The organism is Crenobacter oryzisoli (genome assembly GCF_030385785.1).
Taxonomy (GTDB): Bacteria; Pseudomonadota; Gammaproteobacteria; order Burkholderiales; family Chromobacteriaceae; genus Crenobacter_A; species Crenobacter_A oryzisoli.
This window is the reverse complement of record NZ_JAUEDK010000002.1, coordinates 128,658-145,259: the sequence shown is the minus strand read 5'-3', so window position 1 is coordinate 145,259 and position 16,602 is coordinate 128,658. Positions and strand designations below refer to the sequence as shown.

17 protein-coding genes are annotated in these 16,602 nt (G+C 61.4%); 5 read left to right on the top strand and 12 right to left on the bottom strand.

Features of this window, described 5'->3' with window-relative positions; translation table 11 throughout:
* Positions 1 to 104: 104 nt before the first annotated feature.
* Positions 105 to 1,604, bottom strand: a complete 1,500-nt coding sequence (locus QU481_RS01710; RefSeq protein ID WP_289828138.1) for an amino acid permease — start codon at positions 1,602 to 1,604, stop codon at positions 105 to 107.
* 242 nt (positions 1,605 to 1,846) lie between these two features.
* On the opposite strand from QU481_RS01710, the gene QU481_RS01705 reads away from it, so the two are divergent.
* Positions 1,847 to 2,143 carry a hypothetical protein gene (locus tag QU481_RS01705; RefSeq protein ID WP_289828137.1) on the top strand — a complete coding sequence of 99 codons (297 nt, stop codon included), beginning with the start codon at positions 1,847 to 1,849 and terminating at the stop codon, positions 2,141 to 2,143.
* A 216-nt stretch (positions 2,144 to 2,359) separates the two neighbouring features.
* On the opposite strand, the gene QU481_RS01700 is transcribed toward QU481_RS01705, so the two are convergent.
* Both QU481_RS01700 and QU481_RS01695 read right to left on the bottom strand, forming a co-directional pair.
* Positions 2,360 to 3,442 (bottom strand): calcium:cation antiporter, encoded by a 1,083-nt coding sequence (locus tag QU481_RS01700; RefSeq protein WP_289828136.1) that lies wholly within the window; start codon positions 3,440 to 3,442, stop codon positions 2,360 to 2,362.
* 31 nt (positions 3,443 to 3,473) lie between these two features.
* Positions 3,474 to 4,619, bottom strand: coding sequence for a tyrosine-type recombinase/integrase (locus QU481_RS01695; protein ID WP_289828134.1), 1,146 nt, complete (start codon positions 4,617 to 4,619; stop codon positions 3,474 to 3,476).
* A 265-nt stretch (positions 4,620 to 4,884) separates the two neighbouring features.
* Here QU481_RS01695 and QU481_RS01690 point away from each other — a divergent pair, with 265 nt between their 5' ends.
* A complete protein-coding gene (locus QU481_RS01690) occupies positions 4,885 to 5,961 on the top strand; it encodes a DNA-binding protein (RefSeq protein ID WP_289828133.1) in 1,077 nt (358 codons plus the stop codon).
* On the opposite strand, the gene QU481_RS01685 is transcribed toward QU481_RS01690, so the two are convergent.
* The 7 genes from QU481_RS01685 to QU481_RS01655 all read right to left on the bottom strand — a co-directional run bounded on the left by QU481_RS01685 (position 5,933) and on the right by QU481_RS01655 (position 11,911).
* Entirely contained in the window at positions 5,933 to 6,427 is a 495-nt protein-coding gene (locus tag QU481_RS01685; protein WP_289828132.1) for a GAF domain-containing protein, read from the bottom strand. The genes QU481_RS01690 and QU481_RS01685 overlap by 29 nt on opposite strands.
* A 171-nt stretch (positions 6,428 to 6,598) precedes the next feature.
* Complete coding sequence (locus tag QU481_RS01680; RefSeq protein WP_289828131.1) at positions 6,599 to 7,060, bottom strand: YbeD family protein; 462 nt, start codon at positions 7,058 to 7,060, stop codon at positions 6,599 to 6,601.
* Between the two features lie 176 nt (positions 7,061 to 7,236).
* On the bottom strand, positions 7,237 to 8,331 hold the full coding sequence (hisC, locus tag QU481_RS01675; protein WP_289828130.1) for a histidinol-phosphate transaminase: 1,095 nt from the start codon (positions 8,329 to 8,331) through the stop codon (positions 7,237 to 7,239).
* A gap of 194 nt (positions 8,332 to 8,525) precedes the next feature.
* Positions 8,526 to 9,263 (bottom strand): beta-ketoacyl-ACP reductase, encoded by a 738-nt coding sequence (locus tag QU481_RS01670; RefSeq protein WP_289828129.1) that lies wholly within the window; start codon positions 9,261 to 9,263, stop codon positions 8,526 to 8,528.
* A 211-nt stretch (positions 9,264 to 9,474) separates the two neighbouring features.
* Positions 9,475 to 10,338, bottom strand: coding sequence for a ribosome small subunit-dependent GTPase A (gene rsgA, locus QU481_RS01665; RefSeq protein WP_289828128.1), 864 nt, complete (start codon positions 10,336 to 10,338; stop codon positions 9,475 to 9,477).
* Positions 10,335 to 10,667, bottom strand: a complete 333-nt coding sequence (locus QU481_RS01660; protein WP_289828127.1) for a 4a-hydroxytetrahydrobiopterin dehydratase — start codon at positions 10,665 to 10,667, stop codon at positions 10,335 to 10,337. Before QU481_RS01660 ends, rsgA begins: the two co-directional genes overlap by 4 nt.
* Complete coding sequence (locus QU481_RS01655; RefSeq protein ID WP_289828126.1) at positions 10,664 to 11,911, bottom strand: M48 family metallopeptidase; 1,248 nt, start codon at positions 11,909 to 11,911, stop codon at positions 10,664 to 10,666. Before QU481_RS01655 ends, QU481_RS01660 begins: the two co-directional genes overlap by 4 nt.
* 81 nt (positions 11,912 to 11,992) lie before the next feature.
* On the opposite strand from QU481_RS01655, the gene orn reads away from it, so the two are divergent.
* From orn to pncC, 3 genes are all read left to right on the top strand, one after another.
* Complete coding sequence (gene orn, locus QU481_RS01650; protein ID WP_289828125.1) at positions 11,993 to 12,538, top strand: oligoribonuclease; 546 nt, start codon at positions 11,993 to 11,995, stop codon at positions 12,536 to 12,538.
* An 86-nt stretch (positions 12,539 to 12,624) separates the two neighbouring features.
* Positions 12,625 to 14,286 carry a glucose-6-phosphate isomerase gene (gene pgi / locus QU481_RS01645; protein ID WP_289828124.1) on the top strand — a complete coding sequence of 554 codons (1,662 nt, stop codon included), beginning with the start codon at positions 12,625 to 12,627 and terminating at the stop codon, positions 14,284 to 14,286.
* On the top strand, positions 14,270 to 14,761 hold the full coding sequence (pncC, locus tag QU481_RS01640; protein ID WP_289828123.1) for a nicotinamide-nucleotide amidase: 492 nt from the start codon (positions 14,270 to 14,272) through the stop codon (positions 14,759 to 14,761). Before pgi ends, pncC begins: the two co-directional genes overlap by 17 nt.
* 46 nt (positions 14,762 to 14,807) lie before the next feature.
* Here the strand turns inward: pncC and xerC are convergent, their stop codons facing one another.
* Complete coding sequence (xerC, locus tag QU481_RS01635; protein WP_289828122.1) at positions 14,808 to 15,722, bottom strand: tyrosine recombinase XerC; 915 nt, start codon at positions 15,720 to 15,722, stop codon at positions 14,808 to 14,810.
* Positions 15,722 to 16,570, bottom strand: a complete 849-nt coding sequence (locus QU481_RS01630) for an AAA family ATPase (RefSeq protein ID WP_289828121.1) — start codon at positions 16,568 to 16,570, stop codon at positions 15,722 to 15,724. Before QU481_RS01630 ends, xerC begins: the two co-directional genes overlap by 1 nt.
* Positions 16,571 to 16,602: the final 32 nt, after the last annotated feature.

The following is a 16,602-nucleotide window of genomic DNA, read 5'->3' as shown; positions in this document are numbered from 1 at the left end:
GTTTTTTCGTGGGGTTCGTGGCTGAAGAGGCGTGCCCCTACCATGGCAGTGGCTAGCGGGGGTGGCCGCGCTCATCATGTGAAGATGCTCGTGGCCAGTTGAGATCAGGGGTGGACGTGGTGACCGTCCAGGTCCATGTCCCGGTAGCTGACAAGGCGGGTCTTGTGCTTGATTCGGTAGCCCCACCAGATCGCCAGGAACAGCGGGATGCCGACATAGGTCGCCGCAACGCCGGCCCAGTCGACTGTGGCCTTGCTGAACGCCTGGTAGTCCTGGCCGAGTGCGATGATCATGCACAGTGCAAATGCGAAGGTCGGGCCGAAGGGGAAGAGCTTGGCGCGGTATGGTAGGTCCTCAACCGAGCGGCCCTGGGCCTGCATGCCCTTGCGGAAGCGGTAATGGCTGATCGCGATGCCGAGCCAGGCGATGAAGCCAGTCATGCCCGAAGTGTTAAGCAGCCACAGGTAGACGGTCTTGTCGCCGAACAGCGAGGTGAGGAAGCACAAAGCGCCGACCGCTGTAGTGGCGTATAGCGCATTGCGCGGCACGCCGTTCTCTGACAGCTTGCCGAACAGTTTCGGCGCCATGCCCTCGATCGCCATCACGTACAGCATTCGGGTGGAAGCGTACATGCCGGAGTTGCCGGCCGACAGCACCGCAGTCAGAATCACCGCGTTCATCAGCCCGGCGGCGAACACGAGGCCCGCATGCTTGAAGACCAGGGTGAACGGGCTGACGCCGATGTCCTTCACGTCGGTCTTCAGCAGGCTCGGATCGGTGTACGGGACCAGCGCGCCGATGATGAAGATCGCGAGCACGTAGAACAGCAGGATACGCCAGAACACGCTGCGGATCGCGCGCGGGATGTTGCGGCGCGGATCTTCGGATTCGCCGGCCGCGACGCCGATCAGTTCGGTGCCCTGGAAGGAGAAGCCGGCGATCATCGCCACGCCGATCATCGCCGGGAGGCCGCCGACGAAGGGGGCGTCGCCGGTGGTGAAGTTGGCGAGAGTAGCCGGTGCGCCGCCGTGCAGGATGCCGACGATCATCAGGAGACCAGTCGCGATGAACACGATTACGGTTACCACCTTGATCAGCGCAAACCAGTACTCGGCCTCGCCGAAGCCTTTCACCGACACGTAGTTGAGCAGGAACATCAATCCGAGGAAGCTGGCGCTCCAATAGATGCCGGGTACGTCGGGGAACCAGTAGTTCATCACCAGTTGGGCGGCTGCGAGTTCTACGGCGATCGTCACGGCCCAGTTGTACCAGTAGTTCCAGCCGAGGGCGAAGCCGAACGCCGGATCGACGAAGCGGGCGCCGTAGGTGGCGAACGAGCCGGACACAGGCATGTGGGCGGCCAGTTCCCCAAGGCTGGTCATCAGGAAGTAGACCATGATGCCGATCAGCAGGTAGGCGGCGATCGCGCCGCCCGGTCCGGCGCTGGCGACAGTGGCGCCAGAGGCGACGAACAGGCCGGTGCCGATCGAGCCGCCGATGGCGATCATCGACAGGTGCCGGGCTTTCAGGCTGCGATGCAGTGTTGGTTCCGACGCGCCGGAGGGCGCTGAATTGTCGCGTAGCGCGACAGCTTGTTCTTGCATGGCGTCCGTCTGGTAAGAAAAAAAGGGCGGATTCTACACGGTAATGCTGGGTGAAACGATTATTGACTACAGTCGCCAAGCCATGTGAAGGTGCGGGTGTTGCTGCGCCTGAGGTCTGCGTGGCTGCGAGAGATCGCTGTTTGAATGGAGGTAGTGGGGTGGCCAAGCGGCACGTTCGATCAACCTTTTGCCCAAGATTTGTGCTATTCTTGCGCCCCCTGTCGTGACCCGTCACCTATCCCATGCGAGACCCCTGCGACCATTACACTTTCGACCTGATTGGCGGTGTCAAGAAAAAGCCCGGTCGCAAGCCGCTGGGCGAGCAGGCGATGACGGTGGCCGAGCGTAAGCGGCGTAGCCGGGCGTTGCGTCGAGCGCGCCTACAGGAGTTGTCGCTGACGGTCGAGTTGTCGCGCGAGGCGCAGAAATCGCTCGAAAAGATGATCGAGTGGTGGGGTGTCAGCAAGAAGGAAGCGATTAACCGTGCGCTGGTGATCGCGTGCAAATCACAGACGGGGCGCACCGGCGAGCTGTTCTGAACCGGTTTGCCGTGTGGCGTTTCAGATAGAAAAGGGCACCCATAGGGTTAATGCCGTTCACTTAAGGAAAAAGCACCGCCCACCAAGGTGGAAAAACGGTGCTTTTTTGTTACTTCCAAGCGTTCTTCGAAGCTAAAATCCGGACTGAACGGCTTAAGTGAACGGCATTACACCCATAGGGTGCCCTTTGTCTTTGGTTGTCTGCCGGGGCGGGCGCTACAGTCCGATGCCGGATAGAAACAGGAAGGTCGCGAACAGGGCTGCGTGCGTATAGCCTTCGATTGCGTTGGTCTCGCCGTCGTTCAGATTGATCGAGGCGACCAGCAGGGTCAGCAGCATCAGCGTGGTCTGGATTGGCGTCATGCCCATCTCGATCGGCTGACCGGTGTAAAGCGCGATGCCCTCGATCACCGGGATGGTTAGCACCACGGTGGCGAGCGAGGCGCCGAGCGCGATGTTCAGCACCGCCTGCATCCGATTATCGAGCGCAGCGCGCATTGCGGTGAGGATCTCCGGGCTGGCCGAGATCAGCGCGACGACGATGGCCGGGATGATGGCCGGCAGGCCGCTGCCTTCCAGACCCTTGCCGAGGAAGGCGGCCATCAGTTCGGACAGTACGCCGATCAGTACGATGCTCGCCAACAGCAGGCCGGCGTGGCGGCCGGTGCGGATTGTGGCTGCGTCGTGCTCGCCCTCGTCATGCGCCTTGTTGGGCTGGCTGTAGCTGAAGAAATAGCTGTGACGGCCGGTCTGCATCTTCAGGAACAGTCCATATAGCACCAGCATCGCCACGATGTTGAATGCAGAGAACGCCTGCCATTTGTCGTGCGGCACAAATTCGGGAACGAACATCGATACACCAACCGCGACCAGCAGCATCGATACATAGCTGTTGCCCGAATCCAGGTTGTACGGCTGCTCCCCATGTTTCAGGCCACCGATGATCGCGGCGATGCCGAGAATGCCGTTGATATCCAGCATCAGCGCCGAGTATACCGTGTCGCGTGCCAGTGTCGGACTACCACCGGCCAGCATCATGATTGCCAGAATCACCACTTCGACCGCCACGGCAGCCAGCGTCAGAATCATTGTGCCGTACGGCTCGCCGAGTTTTTCGGCCAGCATTTCGGCATGGTGAGCCACGCGTAGTGCAACGCCGATGATCACCGCCAAGAGGGCGAGGGCGCAGGCGCCAGCCAGTAGTCGGCCACCTTCCAGTAGAGAATGTTCCAGGGCAAATCCGGCGCCGGCGATCAGCGCGGCGAACAACAGGCTTTTTTCTTGTTTCAGCAATGGCATGGTGTTGATGCAGTGGTCTATGTGGCTGGCATCATAACGAATCCGGCTTGTTGCGTCGCGTCATGCTGTGTCGACCGGTCTCCGCGTGGCGGGCGTCGTCCTCGCTGTGCAGATAGCGTCGTGTGGTCTGGATGCTGGCGTGCCGTAGGTTTTGGCTGACCATCAGTAGTGGCACGCCGGCGTCGAGCTGGTGGCTGGCTGCGGTATGGCGCAGCCAGTGGGTGCTGGCCGATTCGAGTACCTGTCGGATGGCTGGGTCGTCGCTGCGTGTGGCTGTGCGGCGAAGTACCTCGCGCACGACCAGGTAGATGGCTTTGTCCGACAGCGGCTCTAGGCGCTTCTCGCTGTCCCCGGTGAGGCGCCCCACCAGCGGGCTCTCTTCGCCAGGGTGGGGGTGTTCCGGCAGGCCAAGCTGCCGCCGGTATCGCGTCAGCGCCAATAACAGTTCTTCGCCAACCGGCACGTCGGCGACGCTGCCGCCCTTGCCGTAGACGCGCCACCACCAGCGGCCACGCCGCTCGAAGCAGTCCCCCATCCTCGCCTGTGCAATTTCGCTGCGTCGGGCGCCGGTCAGGTAAAGCAGGGTGAACAGCCATTCGGCGCGGGTGGCGTGTTCTTGTTGGCGCGGCGTGTCTCTGGGGAGTTGGTCGATTTCGTCCAGCACCCGTTGCCAGCTCGCATTGTCGAGAAAGCGCTCCACGCCTAGATGTTTGGCAGTGCCGTTGGAGCGGCGTTTTTTCACTAGGCGAAACGGGTTGCCGCGCAGGACGCCAGCGTCGATCAGGTAGCCGTACAGAGCGCCGAGCACCGTCATCGCATGGCGAATGCTATTGGGCGACAGCGGGCCGGTCAGTGGTCTCCAATCGGGGTGGTGGCGAGGCCGTGCCGGGCCGACCCATTCGGCCGGCGGATTCTGCAAGAAGCGTTCATAGGCCAGCACGTCCTCGCGGCTAAGCTGAGCGAGGCTGAGTTGCCGGGGGTATAGCCACAGCATAAGGCGCTCGGCTTCCTTGCGGTAGCTGGCCTGGGTGCGTGGGCTGTCAGTGTGCTCGGCAAGCCAGGTCAGGATCTGTTCCTCGTCGCTGCGTGCGGCGATGAGCGGGCGAGGTTCGATGAGGTGGGGCTCGGTAGATTTGACAGGGCCTGGGGTGTCCGGGGGCGAGAAGGGCGGGTTCATGGGTGTTCGGCTGAATTCAGGTGCATATCGATGCATGTGTTTTGCGCAGTATCGCCCAAAAACTTCCGATAAGTATAGTTATCGGAAAAATTATGAAGTGTTTTGTAAATATATAATGTATTACGTAATATATGATTTATCCGTAATGGGCGGCTTGTGGTATGCTGCCGCTCATTAGGGAGGTGGCCGGAATCCTGGTGGTAGAACGGTCACCGAACTCCCGCAGATCGCAATAGTGGCGCGTCCGCGCCTTACGGATAGCAAGATGACGACGGATATCTACACTCGGATTCGCCAGGCGGCCTATGAACTGGTCGGCGAAGGCATCTGGCCGACAGTGGTTGAGGTGCGCAACCGCCTGGGCACCGGCTCGAACACCACGATAAACAACACGCTGAAGTCCTGGCGGCAGGACTTCCTGTCGCGGATGGCGCTGTCGTCACGCCGGCCCGATTGGCCGAGCGGTCTGGCCGAGGCATTCGAAGAAATTTGGCAGAAGGCCTGTGATGCGGCTGATGCTGAGCTGGCGACGGTGCGTAGCGAAGCGCAGGCCGAGGTGGCGGTGCTACGGGAAGAGAGCGAGCAGTTGACGCAGAGGTTGGCCGAGAGTGACGCGACGCTGGTCTCGCTCGGTCGCGAGCTGGAGTTGAAGGTCGGTCGTATTGCCGAGCTTGAGCAACGCTTGGCGGCAGAGGAGGCGCGCCGAACGGCGCAGGACGAGAACCTGGCCGCGTTGGCGGCCAGCCTCGAAGCGTCGCGCAAGCAGCTCGGTGAGGTGCAGCGTGAGGCCGATGCTCGGGTCGGCGATATCGAGGCGCGGGCCGAGGAGCGGGTGCAGGCGGAAAAGCAGGCGGCGGACAAGCGCGAAGCGCTGGCCTATGAGCGCCTGGAGGGCTTGCGTGTGCGACTCTATGAACAGATCGAGGACGAGCGCCAGGCGATGAAGCAGTCGGTCAAGAAGCTGGAGGACGAGCTCGCGCAGCAACGCCGTGACAGCGCCAAGATCGATACGGTTTGGCGCGAACGACTGGTTGAGCGCGAACGCGAAAATGGCCGGCTCGGCGCCAAGGTCGAGGCGCTCGACGCCCGGGTGCTCGAGCTGCAGGCGTCGCTCGATGCGGCGCGTCAGGATGCCGAGCGTACCGGCGACCGCCTGCTGCAGGCGAGCGAGCAATTAGGTGCACTGCGCGCAGGCCGGCAGGGGCTCGCCGACCGGCTGCGCACGGTGCTTACCAGTGCGCTGTCGGTCAGCCTTGAGGGGGCGGACGAGAGCGAGCGCTCGCGTCGCCTCGGTGCCTTGCTCGACGAGGCGCTCAGTCAGCTACCGGAAACAGCGGGCTAAGTTTAGCGACGAGCGCTTCCAGGTGGCGGGCATCGACAGCGTCGAAGCTCGCCTGCTCGGTCGAATCGACATCGAGCACGGCAACCACGCGGCCGGTAGTGTCGTGGATCGGTACGACGATCTCGGAGCGTGCTGCCGACGAGCAGGCGATATGGCCCGGGAAGGCGTCGACATCAGGCACGACCAGCGTCTCATTGCGCGCCCAGGCGCTGCCGCAAACGCCACGGCCGTGCGGAATACGGGTGCAGGCGATTGGTCCCTGGAACGGGCCGAGCACCAGTTGCTCGCCTTTGACGAGGTAAAAACCGGTCCACAACCAGTCGAAGGTGGTCGCGAGCGCCGCCGACAGATTGGCAAGGGCTGCGATCAGGTCGGTCTCGCCGGCGATCAGCGCTTCTGCTTGTGGCAGCAGCGTTTGGTAGCGTTCTTCCTTATTGCCACCGTCTACGATCAACGATTCAGCCATTATTCATGCTTTCTGGTTCGATAAAGCGCACAGCCTAACAAGCTGGCGGCCAGAGTCAACCGTGGAGCGCGCCGCCTTCAAATATGGCTGGGTGGTCAGATTCGGCGAAGTGGTGCAGGCGGACTGCTCATGCCGTCAGTGCGGCAGTAATGGGGTCGTTTCAGGGGGCTTCTAGCGGAGGCGAACCCGAGCGTAGATTTCGACTTGCTGCACGTCCGGCAGTCCCCGCAGGGTGCGGGCCACGTAGTCGAGCTGCCGCTGCGAGGTGGCGCAGCCTTCGATGCGAACGAAGCGGCGCTGTACGGTCAGCCATAGCGTGCTGCCGCGTAGTAGCGGTTTGTCCTGCAAGCGTTGTCTTGCTGCCTCGGCGATTTCCGGATCATAGGAATAAGCGTTGGCGTAGCGGCATTCGTGGGCGAGATAGCAAGTGGTGCCACGCTCGATGCGGTCGTGCGCCTGCGCGCGCATCTGTTCCTCGGTCAGCAGGGGGCCGTCGGGGGCGGGGCAGTCGGGTAGCTCGGATGACAGCTGCACGATAGGCTCGTTAAACCAGTTGTGTCGTTCAGTTGGCGCAGCCTGCCCCCAGGGGAGGCCGAGCAACAGCGTCAATAGCCGCCAGTGAGTTCTTGGCATGACGGGTTCTCCAGACTGCTTGCGTTATAGCGGCTGTGCCGGCCAGATGTCGGCAAGGTTTGTCTGGGAAGGGGCGCAATGGTGAAGGGGCTCTGCTTATCGTGAAGCTGATAAAAAACGGCCCGCTTGTTGCGGGCCGCTCTGTATTCGGCGGAAACCGGGTCAGGTTGCATTGCTCAGGCCGAAAGCAATTCCTCTAGCGCTTTCACAAGTGCGCCGCACTCGGCGTCGGTGCCGATGCTGATGCGCAGGAACTGCTCGATCCTTGGTTGGCGGAAGTGGCGCACGATGATGGCGCGCTCGCGCAGCGCGGCGGCGAGCGTCGCGGCATCGCGCAGGGGGTGGCGGGCAAAGACGAAGTTGGCAGCAGATGGCAAGACCTCGAAGCCGAGGTGGGTCAGCTCGCCGACCAGTGTTTCGCGGCTGTTGATCACTGCCTGGCAGGTCTGGCGGAAGTACGCTTCATCCTCGAACGAGGCGGCGGCGCCTGCGATGGCAAGGCGGTCGAGCGGGTAGGAGTTGAAGCTGTTCTTCACCCGCTCCAGCGCCTCGATCAATGCAGGATGGCCGATCGCAAAACCAACGCGCAGGCCGGCGAGCGATCGCGACTTGGATAGCGTCTGCACCACCAGCAGGTTCGGGTAGCGCGACACTAGCGGGATGGCGCTGTCGCCGCCGAAGTCGATATACGCTTCGTCGACCACGACCACTTGGTTAGGGTGCTCGTTTAGTAGCGTTTCGATCGCATCGCGGGCCAGAAGGCGGCCGGTTGGGGCGTTCGGGTTGGGAAAGATGATCGCGCCGCAGTCCTGGCGGTAATCGTCGGTGCTGATTTCCAGTGTGTCGCTCAGTGCTACCGTGCGGTAGTCGATGCCGTAGAGGCCGCAGTACACCGGGTAAAAGCTATAGGTAATGTCCGGGAACAGCAGCGGCGCGTCGTGCTTGAGCAGGGCTTGGAAGGCGTGGGCAAGCACCTCGTCCGAGCCGTTGCCGACAAACACTTCGGCCGGACTTACGCCGTGGTAGGTGGCGATGGCGGCCTTGAGCTTGTCGGCGTTAGGGTCCGGGTACAGGCGTAGCGTGTCGGCGATCTCGGCCTGCATCGCGGCCTGTACCTTTGGCGACGGGCCGTAGGGGTTTTCGTTGGTGTTGAGCTTGATCAGATTGGTGAGCTTGGGCTGCTCGCCGGGGACGTACGGGGTCAGGTTGTGGACGACGGGGCTCCAGAAGCGGCTCATGATTAGGGTGGGGCTGGTTGGCAGATGGCCCATTCTACGGCCTTCGGGGGCGCCCACAAAAATCTACCGCGTTATTTTCCATCTGACTCGGCGGAGGTCTTGGTGTTGTGCCGGTTTTCGTTTGCGACGATTGTTGGTGACGGTAAGGAGGGCGGGCCTGCAGGAATGAAAAAAGCCCGGCTGTCGACCGGGCTTTTTCAAGGAGGCAAGTCGCTCGCCAGCCTTGCTTACATCATGTGCTGACCACCGTTGATCGCGAAGTCGGCGCCAGTGATGAAGGCGGCGATGTCCGAGGCCAGGTAGTTGACCAGCCCGGCGATTTCTTCCGGCTTGCCGAGGCGGCCGACCGGGATCTGAGCCACGATCTTATTGCGTACGTCTTCCGGCACGGCCATCACCATTTCGGTGCCGATGTAGCCCGGCGAGATGGTGTTGACGGTTACACCCTTCTTGGCCACTTCCTGCGCCAGCGCCATGGTGAAGCCGTGCATGCCGGCTTTGGCGGCGGAGTAGTTGGTCTGGCCGAACTGGCCTTTCTGGCCGTTGATCGACGAAATGTTGATCACCCGGCCGAAGCCGCGCTCAAGCATGCTGTCCACCACTGGCTTGGTGATATTGAACACCGAGTTCAGGTTGGTGTTGATCACTGCGTCCCAGGCCGCCTTGTCGAGCTTCTTGAAGCTGGCGTCACGGGTGATGCCAGCGTTGTTGACCAGAACGTCGATCGGGCCGACTTCCTGCTGGATCTGGGCGATGACGGTTTGGCAGGCGTCATAGTCGGTCACGTCCAGTTGGTAGGCGTGTACGTCGAGGTCGAGGCCCTTCATGTCCGACAGCCATGCCTGATCCTTGCCGGGCTTGCTGTAGGTAGTCACGACGGTGTGGCCGGTTTCAGCCAGTGCACGGCAAATGGCAGTGCCGATGCCGCCCATCCCGCCAGTTACCAGAGCAATACGTTTGGTCATGCTGTGTCTCCTAAGGTTTCTTGTGGTCAGCGTTGTTTAGCGTAGCGTTAGCCTGTTATGGTTTTCTTACAAGAATATGTCTGGACGATGTTTTTGTAAATATTCCAAAGGAATTTAAATATAACTGTTTCAATAATTTGATTTGTATCAAGAATTTCAATAAAAAGCGGCCGACGTAAGGGCCGGCCGTGAAAGGGAAAATGGCGTGGGATCAGCCTGACAGTTCATTGGTCAGCCGCTGCAGAAACTCGAGGCGAGATTGCCGGATCTCGCCTTTCTCGGCAGCTGCCTTGATCGCGCAGCCAGGCTCCTGGCGGTGGCTGCAATTGTGAAAGCGACACTGGCCGATATAGGGGCGCATGTCCGGCAGGTAATGCACCAGGTCGGTCGCCTTCAGGTGTTTCAACCCGAACTCCTGCAGGCCGGGCGAATCGATCAGGTGGCTGTTATCGTCCAGATGATAGAGCGCGGCATGGGTGGTGGTGTGCCGGCCAGAATCGAGCGCTTCGGAAATATCGCCAACCCGGGCGTTGGCGTCAGGTAGTAGCGCGTTGGTTAGCGTCGACTTGCCCATGCCGGATTGGCCGACGAAAACACTGGTCTGGCCTTCGAGGAGGGGCTTGAGCGGGGTAATATCCTGCTTGGCCGACAGGGTGATCACCGTGTAGCCAAGCGTCCTATAGGCTTCGAGCCGGTCGAGCCAGAGTGCGGTTTCGGGCAGGTCGGTCTTGTTGACGACGATCACAGGGTCGATATCGGCGGCCTCTGCGGCGACCAGTCCGCGATTGAGCAGCTCCTCGCTTGGGGTCGGCACTGCAGCGGTGACGAACAGGATGCGACTGACGTTGGCTGCGATCAGCTTGGTGCGCCACTCGTCCTGCCGGTACAGCAGGCTGTGACGGTCGTGGTAGCCCTCGATCACCGCCTGTTCACGGTTCTGAACCAGAATGTCGACGAAGTCGCCGCAGGCGTAGTCGACCCGCTTGCCACGGGTGGTGCAATCGTAACTGTCGCCGTCCGCCTCGACGATGAAGCGGCGGCCGTAGCTTTTGACGATCTGACCGTGTTTCTTCATGCGGTGGTGCGCTGGGTCAGCGCTTCGGCCTTGGCGGCGCAAATGAAGTCATTCAGCGTCAGCGCGCCGGCGTCGTGGCTGGAGAAGCGCACGACCACGCGGTTATAGTGCACCGACAGGTCGGGGTGGTGGTCTTCCTGGTGGGCGATCCAGGCCAGCGCGTTCACGAACGCCATTACTTCATGGTAATTGGCGAACTTGAACGTCTTCACCAGTTCGATGCCTTCGACCTGCCAGTCGGGCAGGGTGGCGAGCAGCTGTAGACGGGTGGCGTCGGCCAGTGGGGCGCGCATGTGCTCGGTGGAACAGCGCAGCGAAGTCAGATTCATGGTCGGGCTCCTTTGAGGTGGGCGATGCGCAGCGCAGCGGGCGGGTGCGAATCGTAGAACGCCGAATGCAGCGGGTCGGGCGTCAGCGTTGCGGCATTGTCGCGATAGAGCTTGGTTAGGGCGTGGATCAGCTCGCCCGAGTCGGTTTCCTTGGCGGCGAAGTCGTCGGCTTGGTACTCGTGACGACGCGACAGTAGGCTGGATAGCGGTGTCAGCGGGAAGGTGAATGCCGGCACCGCCATAAAGAACAGCACCAGTGCCATCGCGGTCGACGGCGTGGCGACGCCGAGGCCCTGATAGAACCACGGTGCATCGATCAGCAGTCCCAGTACGAACAGGAAGCCGAGCGACAGTGCGAAGGTCAGCACCATCCGTTGCGTGATGTGTTTGAGCTTGAAGTGGCCAAGCTCGTGCGCCAGCACCGCCTCGATTTCGGCAGGGGTCAACTGCTTGAGTAGGGTGTCGAAGAACACGATGCGCTTGGCTGCGCCAAAGCCGGTGAAGTACGCGTTGCCGTGACTGGAGCGCTTCGAACCGTCCATTACGTACACGCCGCGCGAGGCGAAGCCGGTGCGGGTTAATAGCGCCTCGATGCGCTCTTTGAGCGAGGCGTCATCAAGTGGGCTGAACTTGTTGAACAGTGGGGCGATCAATGTCGGGTAGAGCACCAGCATCAACAGGCTGATGCCGGTCCAAGCAAGCCACACCCACAGCCACCAGGCGCTGCCCATTTTGGCCATCAGCCACAGCACCAGTGCAAGGATTGGCAGGCCCAGTGCAGCCGATAGCAGGATGCCACGCAGAAGGTCGGCGATGAACAGCTTTGGGGTTATCTTGTTGAAGCCATAACGCGCCTCGATGCCGAATGTGGTGACGATGGTGAACGGCAGCGACACCAGGCTACTGATGATGGTAACGCCACAAACCAGTGCCAGACCGCGGGCGATGTCGCCGTTGAACAAGTGGGACGAAAGCTGCCAGAGCCATTCGAGGCCGCCGCCCAGCGTAAACAGCAGGATCATCGCGGTATCGGTCGCGGCGTTGAGCATGCCGAGCCGGGTCTTGGCGACGGTATAGTCGGCGGCCTTCTGATGGTCAGAAAGTGGGATTTCGCCGGAAAACTCGACGGGTACCGCGTTGCGATGGGCGCGGACATGGGCGATCTGGCGGCTGGCGAGCCACAGGCGCAGCGCCAGCGTGACGGCCAGGGCAATCAGGAACAACAGGGTCAGGGTAGTGGCCATAAAGAGGGGAAGATGGGCAGAGCGTTTGCCGCCAGGGCTTCATTCACGGAAAATAGCGGCATTTAGCAGAGAACGGCAAGTATGGCACAAGATCAAAACAACCTCATCTGGCTCGACATGGAAATGACCGGGCTGAACCCTGACAGCGACCGCATCATCGAAGTGGCGATGATCGTCACCGACAGCCATCTCAACGTGGTAGCCGAGTCGCCGGTACTGGTGATCCATCAGGCAGATGCGGTGCTCGATGCGATGGACGACTGGAACAAGAACACCCACGGAAAGTCCGGTCTGATCGATAAGGTCAAGGCCTCGACGGTGAATGAGGCCGATGCCGAGCAGCAGTTGCTAGCGTTTATGGAGCAGTATGTGCCGTCGCGTACCACGCCGATGTGCGGCAACACCATCCATCAGGACCGCCGATTCATGGCGCGCTGGATGCCGAAGCTGGAAGCGTATTTCCATTATCGCAACCTCGACGTATCGACGCTGAAGGAGTTGGCCAAGCGCTGGAAGCCTGAAGTGGCCAAGGGGGTGGTGAAGAAGGGCAAGCACGAGGCGCTGGCCGACATTCTCGAGTCGATCGAGGAAATGAAGCACTACCGGGATAACTTCCTCAAGCTGTGAGCCGGGCTGCTCGCGCCACTGTTATGACGATGCGGTGCGAGTAGACTAATATCACCTATCTTTAATCAGGACACCGCAACACCCCGATGGCCGCGATTCGCTACAACGACATCAATACCACCCCGGTGTGGGCCAAGCTGCATCAGCACCAGCGCGCTACCCGGCACCTGCATATGCGCGATCTGTTCGCGCAGGAGCCAGATCGTTTCGACCGGATGAACGTGCAGCTCGATGGTCTGCTGCTCGATTATTCGAAGAACCGCCTAACCGAGCGCACGCTGGAGCTGCTGATCGAGTTGGCTGAAACGGCCGACCTTGCCGGCTGGATGCAGCGGATGAAGGGTGGCGAAAGGATCAACGTCAGCGAGGATCGGGCGGTGCTGCATACCGCATTGCGGTTGCCGCGCTCGGCCAGCCTGGAGGTCGACGGCGTCGATGTGGTGCGGCAGGTGCACGAGGTGCTCGAGAGGGCCTACGCGTTTGCCGACGCGGTGCGCGACGGTCGCTGGCTCGGTTACACCGGCCAGCGCATTACCGATGTGGTGAACCTGGGCATCGGCGGGTCGGATTTGGGGCCTCTGATGGTGCACGAGGCGCTGGCGCCTTATTGGCATCCAGCGTTGAGGGTGCACTTCGTCTCCAACGTCGACGGTGCGCACATCGCCAGGACACTGCAGCAACTCGACCCGGCGACCACGCTGTTCATCGTCGCGTCGAAGTCGTTTACTACGCCGGAGACGAGGCTCAATGCCGAGGCGGCGCGTAGCTGGTTCCTGCAGTACGCCGGCGTCGCCGATATCGCCAAGCATTTCGTCGCGGTATCGACCAACCGCGAGGCGGTGACAACATTCGGCATCGACCCGGCAAACATGTTCCCGTTCTGGGACTGGGTGGGTGGGCGCTATTCGACCTGGTCGGCGATCGGCTTGCCGGTGATGTTGGCGATCGGGCCGAAGTGTTTCGCCGAGTTTCTGGACGGCGGCCGGGCGATGGACGAGCACTTCTTCAGTGCGCCGTTTTCGGTCAACATGCCGGTGCTGATGGCGTTGATCGGTGTCTGGTACAACACCTTCTACGGTGCGCACACCCATGCGATCATGCCGTACGACCACGGCCTGCGCCGCTTGCCGGCCCATATTCAGCAGCTCGACATGGAGTCGAACGGCAAGCAGGTCGGTCGTTTCGGCGAGAAGCTCGATTTCGATACCGGTCCGGTGATCTGGGGCGAGGAAGGGGTGAACAGCCAGCATGCATTCTTCCAGTTGCTGCACCAGGGTACCCGCCTCGTGCCGAGCGACTTCATCGTTCCGATGAACAGCCATTACCCGGTCGATCACCAGCATGCGGTATTGGTTGCCAACGGCTTTGCCCAGACCGAGGCGTTGATGCGCGGCAAGAACGAGGCGGAGGCGCTGGCCGAACTGGCGACGCTTAACTTGAGCGGCGAGCAGATCGACATGCTGCTTCCGCAGAAGCTGTTTCCAGGCAACCAGCCGTCGAACACGCTGGCGGTCGACAAGCTGACGCCACGATCGCTCGGCAAGTTGCTGGCGCTCTACGAACACAAGGTGTTTGTTCAGGGTGTGATCTGGGGTATCAATTCCTTCGACCAGTGGGGTGTCGAGTATGGCAAGCAGCTGGCAGCGAAGATCTTGCCGCAGCTGACCAATGAGCAGGCGCTGTCGCACGACGCCTCGACCAATGGGCTGATCGCCCACTTCCGGAGTTGCTATGAGCAGCTTGGCTGAGCAATTAGGCGCAAAGCTCTTGGCTCGTGGTGAGCGCGTCACTGCGGCCGAATCATGCACCGGCGGGTTGATTGCCGGGGCGATCACCGACGTGGCCGGTAGCTCCAACTGGTTCGACATGGGTTTTGTCAGTTACAGCAATGCTGCCAAGCAGCAACTGCTCGGTGTCGAGGCCGTAACTTTGGCCGAGCATGGAGCGGTTAGTGAAGCGACGGTACGCGAGATGGCGGCCGGGGCGCTGCGCGCTGCACGGGCTGACTGGGCGGTTGCGGTGTCGGGCGTTGCCGGGCCGGGGGGCGGTAGTGCCGAGAAGCCTGTTGGGCTGGTCTGGTTCGGTATTGCCGGTCCTGCCGGGCTGACACGTGCGTTCGAGCGCCATTTCAACGGTGACCGCGCCGCAGTGCGGCGCCAAACGGTCGAGGCGGCATTGTTGGCCTTGCTGGCTGAAATCGATGCGATGCCGCTGATGGCGTGATCTCATGGCGAATATAACAAGGGCGACCATCGGTCGCCCTTGTTTATTACGACGATTGGTCGTCGTCCGTTCTGGCTTTCGCCGACTTGCGCGCACGGGGGTGGGCAGTGTCGTACACCTGTGCCAAATGCTGGAAGTCCAGGCTGGTATAGATCTGGGTAGTGGACAGGTTGGCGTGACCGAGCAGTTCCTGGACCGCGCGTAGATCGCTCGACGACTGCAGCAGGTGGCTGGCGAAGCTGTGGCGTAGCATGTGTGGCGACACGTGGCGCTCGCTACCGGTGACGATAGACCAGCGTGCCAGTCGTTTCTCGATCTGGCGGCCGCCCAGCCGCGTGCCGTTGCGGTTGGTGAACAGTGCTACTTCCCCCTGTACGGCCTGCCGTTCGGCCAGCCAGCGCTGCAGCGCAGTTGCGGCCTGCTTGCCGAGCGGCACTAGGCGCTCCTTGTTACCCTTGCCGCTGACTCGTACCAGTTGCTCTGCGAGATCGACGTCTTCGACGTCGAGTCGGGTTAGTTCGGTCAAACGCAAGCCGGACGAGTAGAGCAGCTCGAACATCGCACGGTCACGACAAGTCAGCGTGGTTTCTTCGGCGAGTTCTGCATCGAGCAGTTGTTGGGCTGCATCGACCGGCAAGGCCTTGGGCAGGCGGTGGCCGCTCTTGGGAGGGTGTACGCCGGTGCAGGGGTTGGCCGAGGCCAGGCCACGATCAATCAGGCAGTCATATAGTCCACGCCACGCCGACAGCATGCGGGACAGGCTGCGCCCATCAAGGCCGCCAGCGTGTAGCCGCGCCAGCGCATGACGGATGTCTCGATTGCTCAGTGAAGTTGGGGGGCGTTCACTGGTTACTTCGGCTAGTCGCACGATGTCACGCCGGTAGGCGGCTCGGGTGGCGTCGCTGCGGCCGAGCAGCACCAAGGCGCTGTCGAAGGTGGTGAGCGCCGTATCCCAGTCCATCAGCGGCGGCCTCGTGCCATCTGCATCAGTCGTTCGAATAGCTGAATGTCCTGTTCGTTCTTCAGTAGGGCACCTGCCAGTGGTGGCAGCTCGCCTTTGTTGCGGCCTTCGGCTAACGTTGCCGGGCTGATTGCCTCGCGGGTCAGGAGCTTCAGCCAGTCGAGCAGTTCCGAGGTGGTCGGACGTTTTTTCAGGCCATTAAGCTCGCGCAGACCGAGGAATACCTCCAGCGCTTCTCGTGTCAACGCGCTCTCCAATTGCGGGTAGTGCAGGTCGATGATGTCCTGCAGCGTGTCGCGGTCGGGGAAGCGGATGTAATGGAAGAAGCAGCGGCGCAAGAAGGCGTCCGGTAGCTCCTTTTCGTTGTTCGACGTGATCAGGATGATCGGCCTAACCCGGGCGCGAATGAATTCTTGTGTTTCATGCACGAAAAATTCCATCTGATCGAGTTCGTGCAAGAGGTCGTTGGGGAACTCGATGTCGGCCTTGTCGATCTCGTCGATCAGCAACACCGGCGCCACGTCCATTTCGAACGCCTGCCACAGCTTGCCTTTGACGATGTAGTTGCGAATATCGTGCACGCGAGCATCGCCTAGTTGCGAGTCGCGCAGCCGCGATACCGCATCGTATTCGTACAGACCGTGCTGTGCCTTGGTGGTCGACTTGATCGGCCAGACGATCAGCTCGCGGTCGAGTGCTCGGGCGATTTCTTCGGCCAGCATGGTCTTGCCGGTACCGGGCTCGCCTTTGACGAGTAGTGGGCGCTCAAGCGTTATGGCGGCGTTGACAGCGAGCATCAGGTCATCGCTGGCGACGTAGCGGTCGGTGCCGTGGAAGCGGGTGGTCATCGTGTCAGTCTGTTTTTGTCATCGGTTGTAAC

Coding starts and splice junctions, on each gene's coding strand:
- QU481_RS01710 (WP_289828138.1), bottom strand. CDS start 1,604: ATGCAAGAACAAGCTGTCGCGCTACGCGACAATTCAGCGCCCTCCGGC.
- hisC (WP_289828130.1), bottom strand. CDS start 8,331: ATGGGCCATCTGCCAACCAGCCCCACCCTAATCATGAGCCGCTTCTGG.
- QU481_RS01680 (WP_289828131.1), bottom strand. CDS start 7,060: ATGCCAAGAACTCACTGGCGGCTATTGACGCTGTTGCTCGGCCTCCCC.
- QU481_RS01685 (WP_289828132.1), bottom strand. CDS start 6,427: ATGGCTGAATCGTTGATCGTAGACGGTGGCAATAAGGAAGAACGCTAC.
- QU481_RS01695 (WP_289828134.1), bottom strand. CDS start 4,619: ATGAACCCGCCCTTCTCGCCCCCGGACACCCCAGGCCCTGTCAAATCT.
- pgi (WP_289828124.1), top strand. CDS start 12,625: ATGGCCGCGATTCGCTACAACGACATCAATACCACCCCGGTGTGGGCC.
- pncC (WP_289828123.1), top strand. CDS start 14,270: ATGAGCAGCTTGGCTGAGCAATTAGGCGCAAAGCTCTTGGCTCGTGGT.
- QU481_RS01690 (WP_289828133.1), top strand. CDS start 4,885: ATGACGACGGATATCTACACTCGGATTCGCCAGGCGGCCTATGAACTG.
- QU481_RS01630 (WP_289828121.1), bottom strand. CDS start 16,570: ATGACCACCCGCTTCCACGGCACCGACCGCTACGTCGCCAGCGATGAC.
- rsgA (WP_289828128.1), bottom strand. CDS start 10,338: ATGAAGAAACACGGTCAGATCGTCAAAAGCTACGGCCGCCGCTTCATC.
- QU481_RS01670 (WP_289828129.1), bottom strand. CDS start 9,263: ATGACCAAACGTATTGCTCTGGTAACTGGCGGGATGGGCGGCATCGGC.
- xerC (WP_289828122.1), bottom strand. CDS start 15,722: ATGGACTGGGATACGGCGCTCACCACCTTCGACAGCGCCTTGGTGCTG.
- QU481_RS01660 (WP_289828127.1), bottom strand. CDS start 10,667: ATGAATCTGACTTCGCTGCGCTGTTCCACCGAGCACATGCGCGCCCCA.
- orn (WP_289828125.1), top strand. CDS start 11,993: ATGGCACAAGATCAAAACAACCTCATCTGGCTCGACATGGAAATGACC.
- QU481_RS01655 (WP_289828126.1), bottom strand. CDS start 11,911: ATGGCCACTACCCTGACCCTGTTGTTCCTGATTGCCCTGGCCGTCACG.
- QU481_RS01700 (WP_289828136.1), bottom strand. CDS start 3,442: ATGCCATTGCTGAAACAAGAAAAAAGCCTGTTGTTCGCCGCGCTGATC.
- QU481_RS01705 (WP_289828137.1), top strand. CDS start 1,847: ATGCGAGACCCCTGCGACCATTACACTTTCGACCTGATTGGCGGTGTC.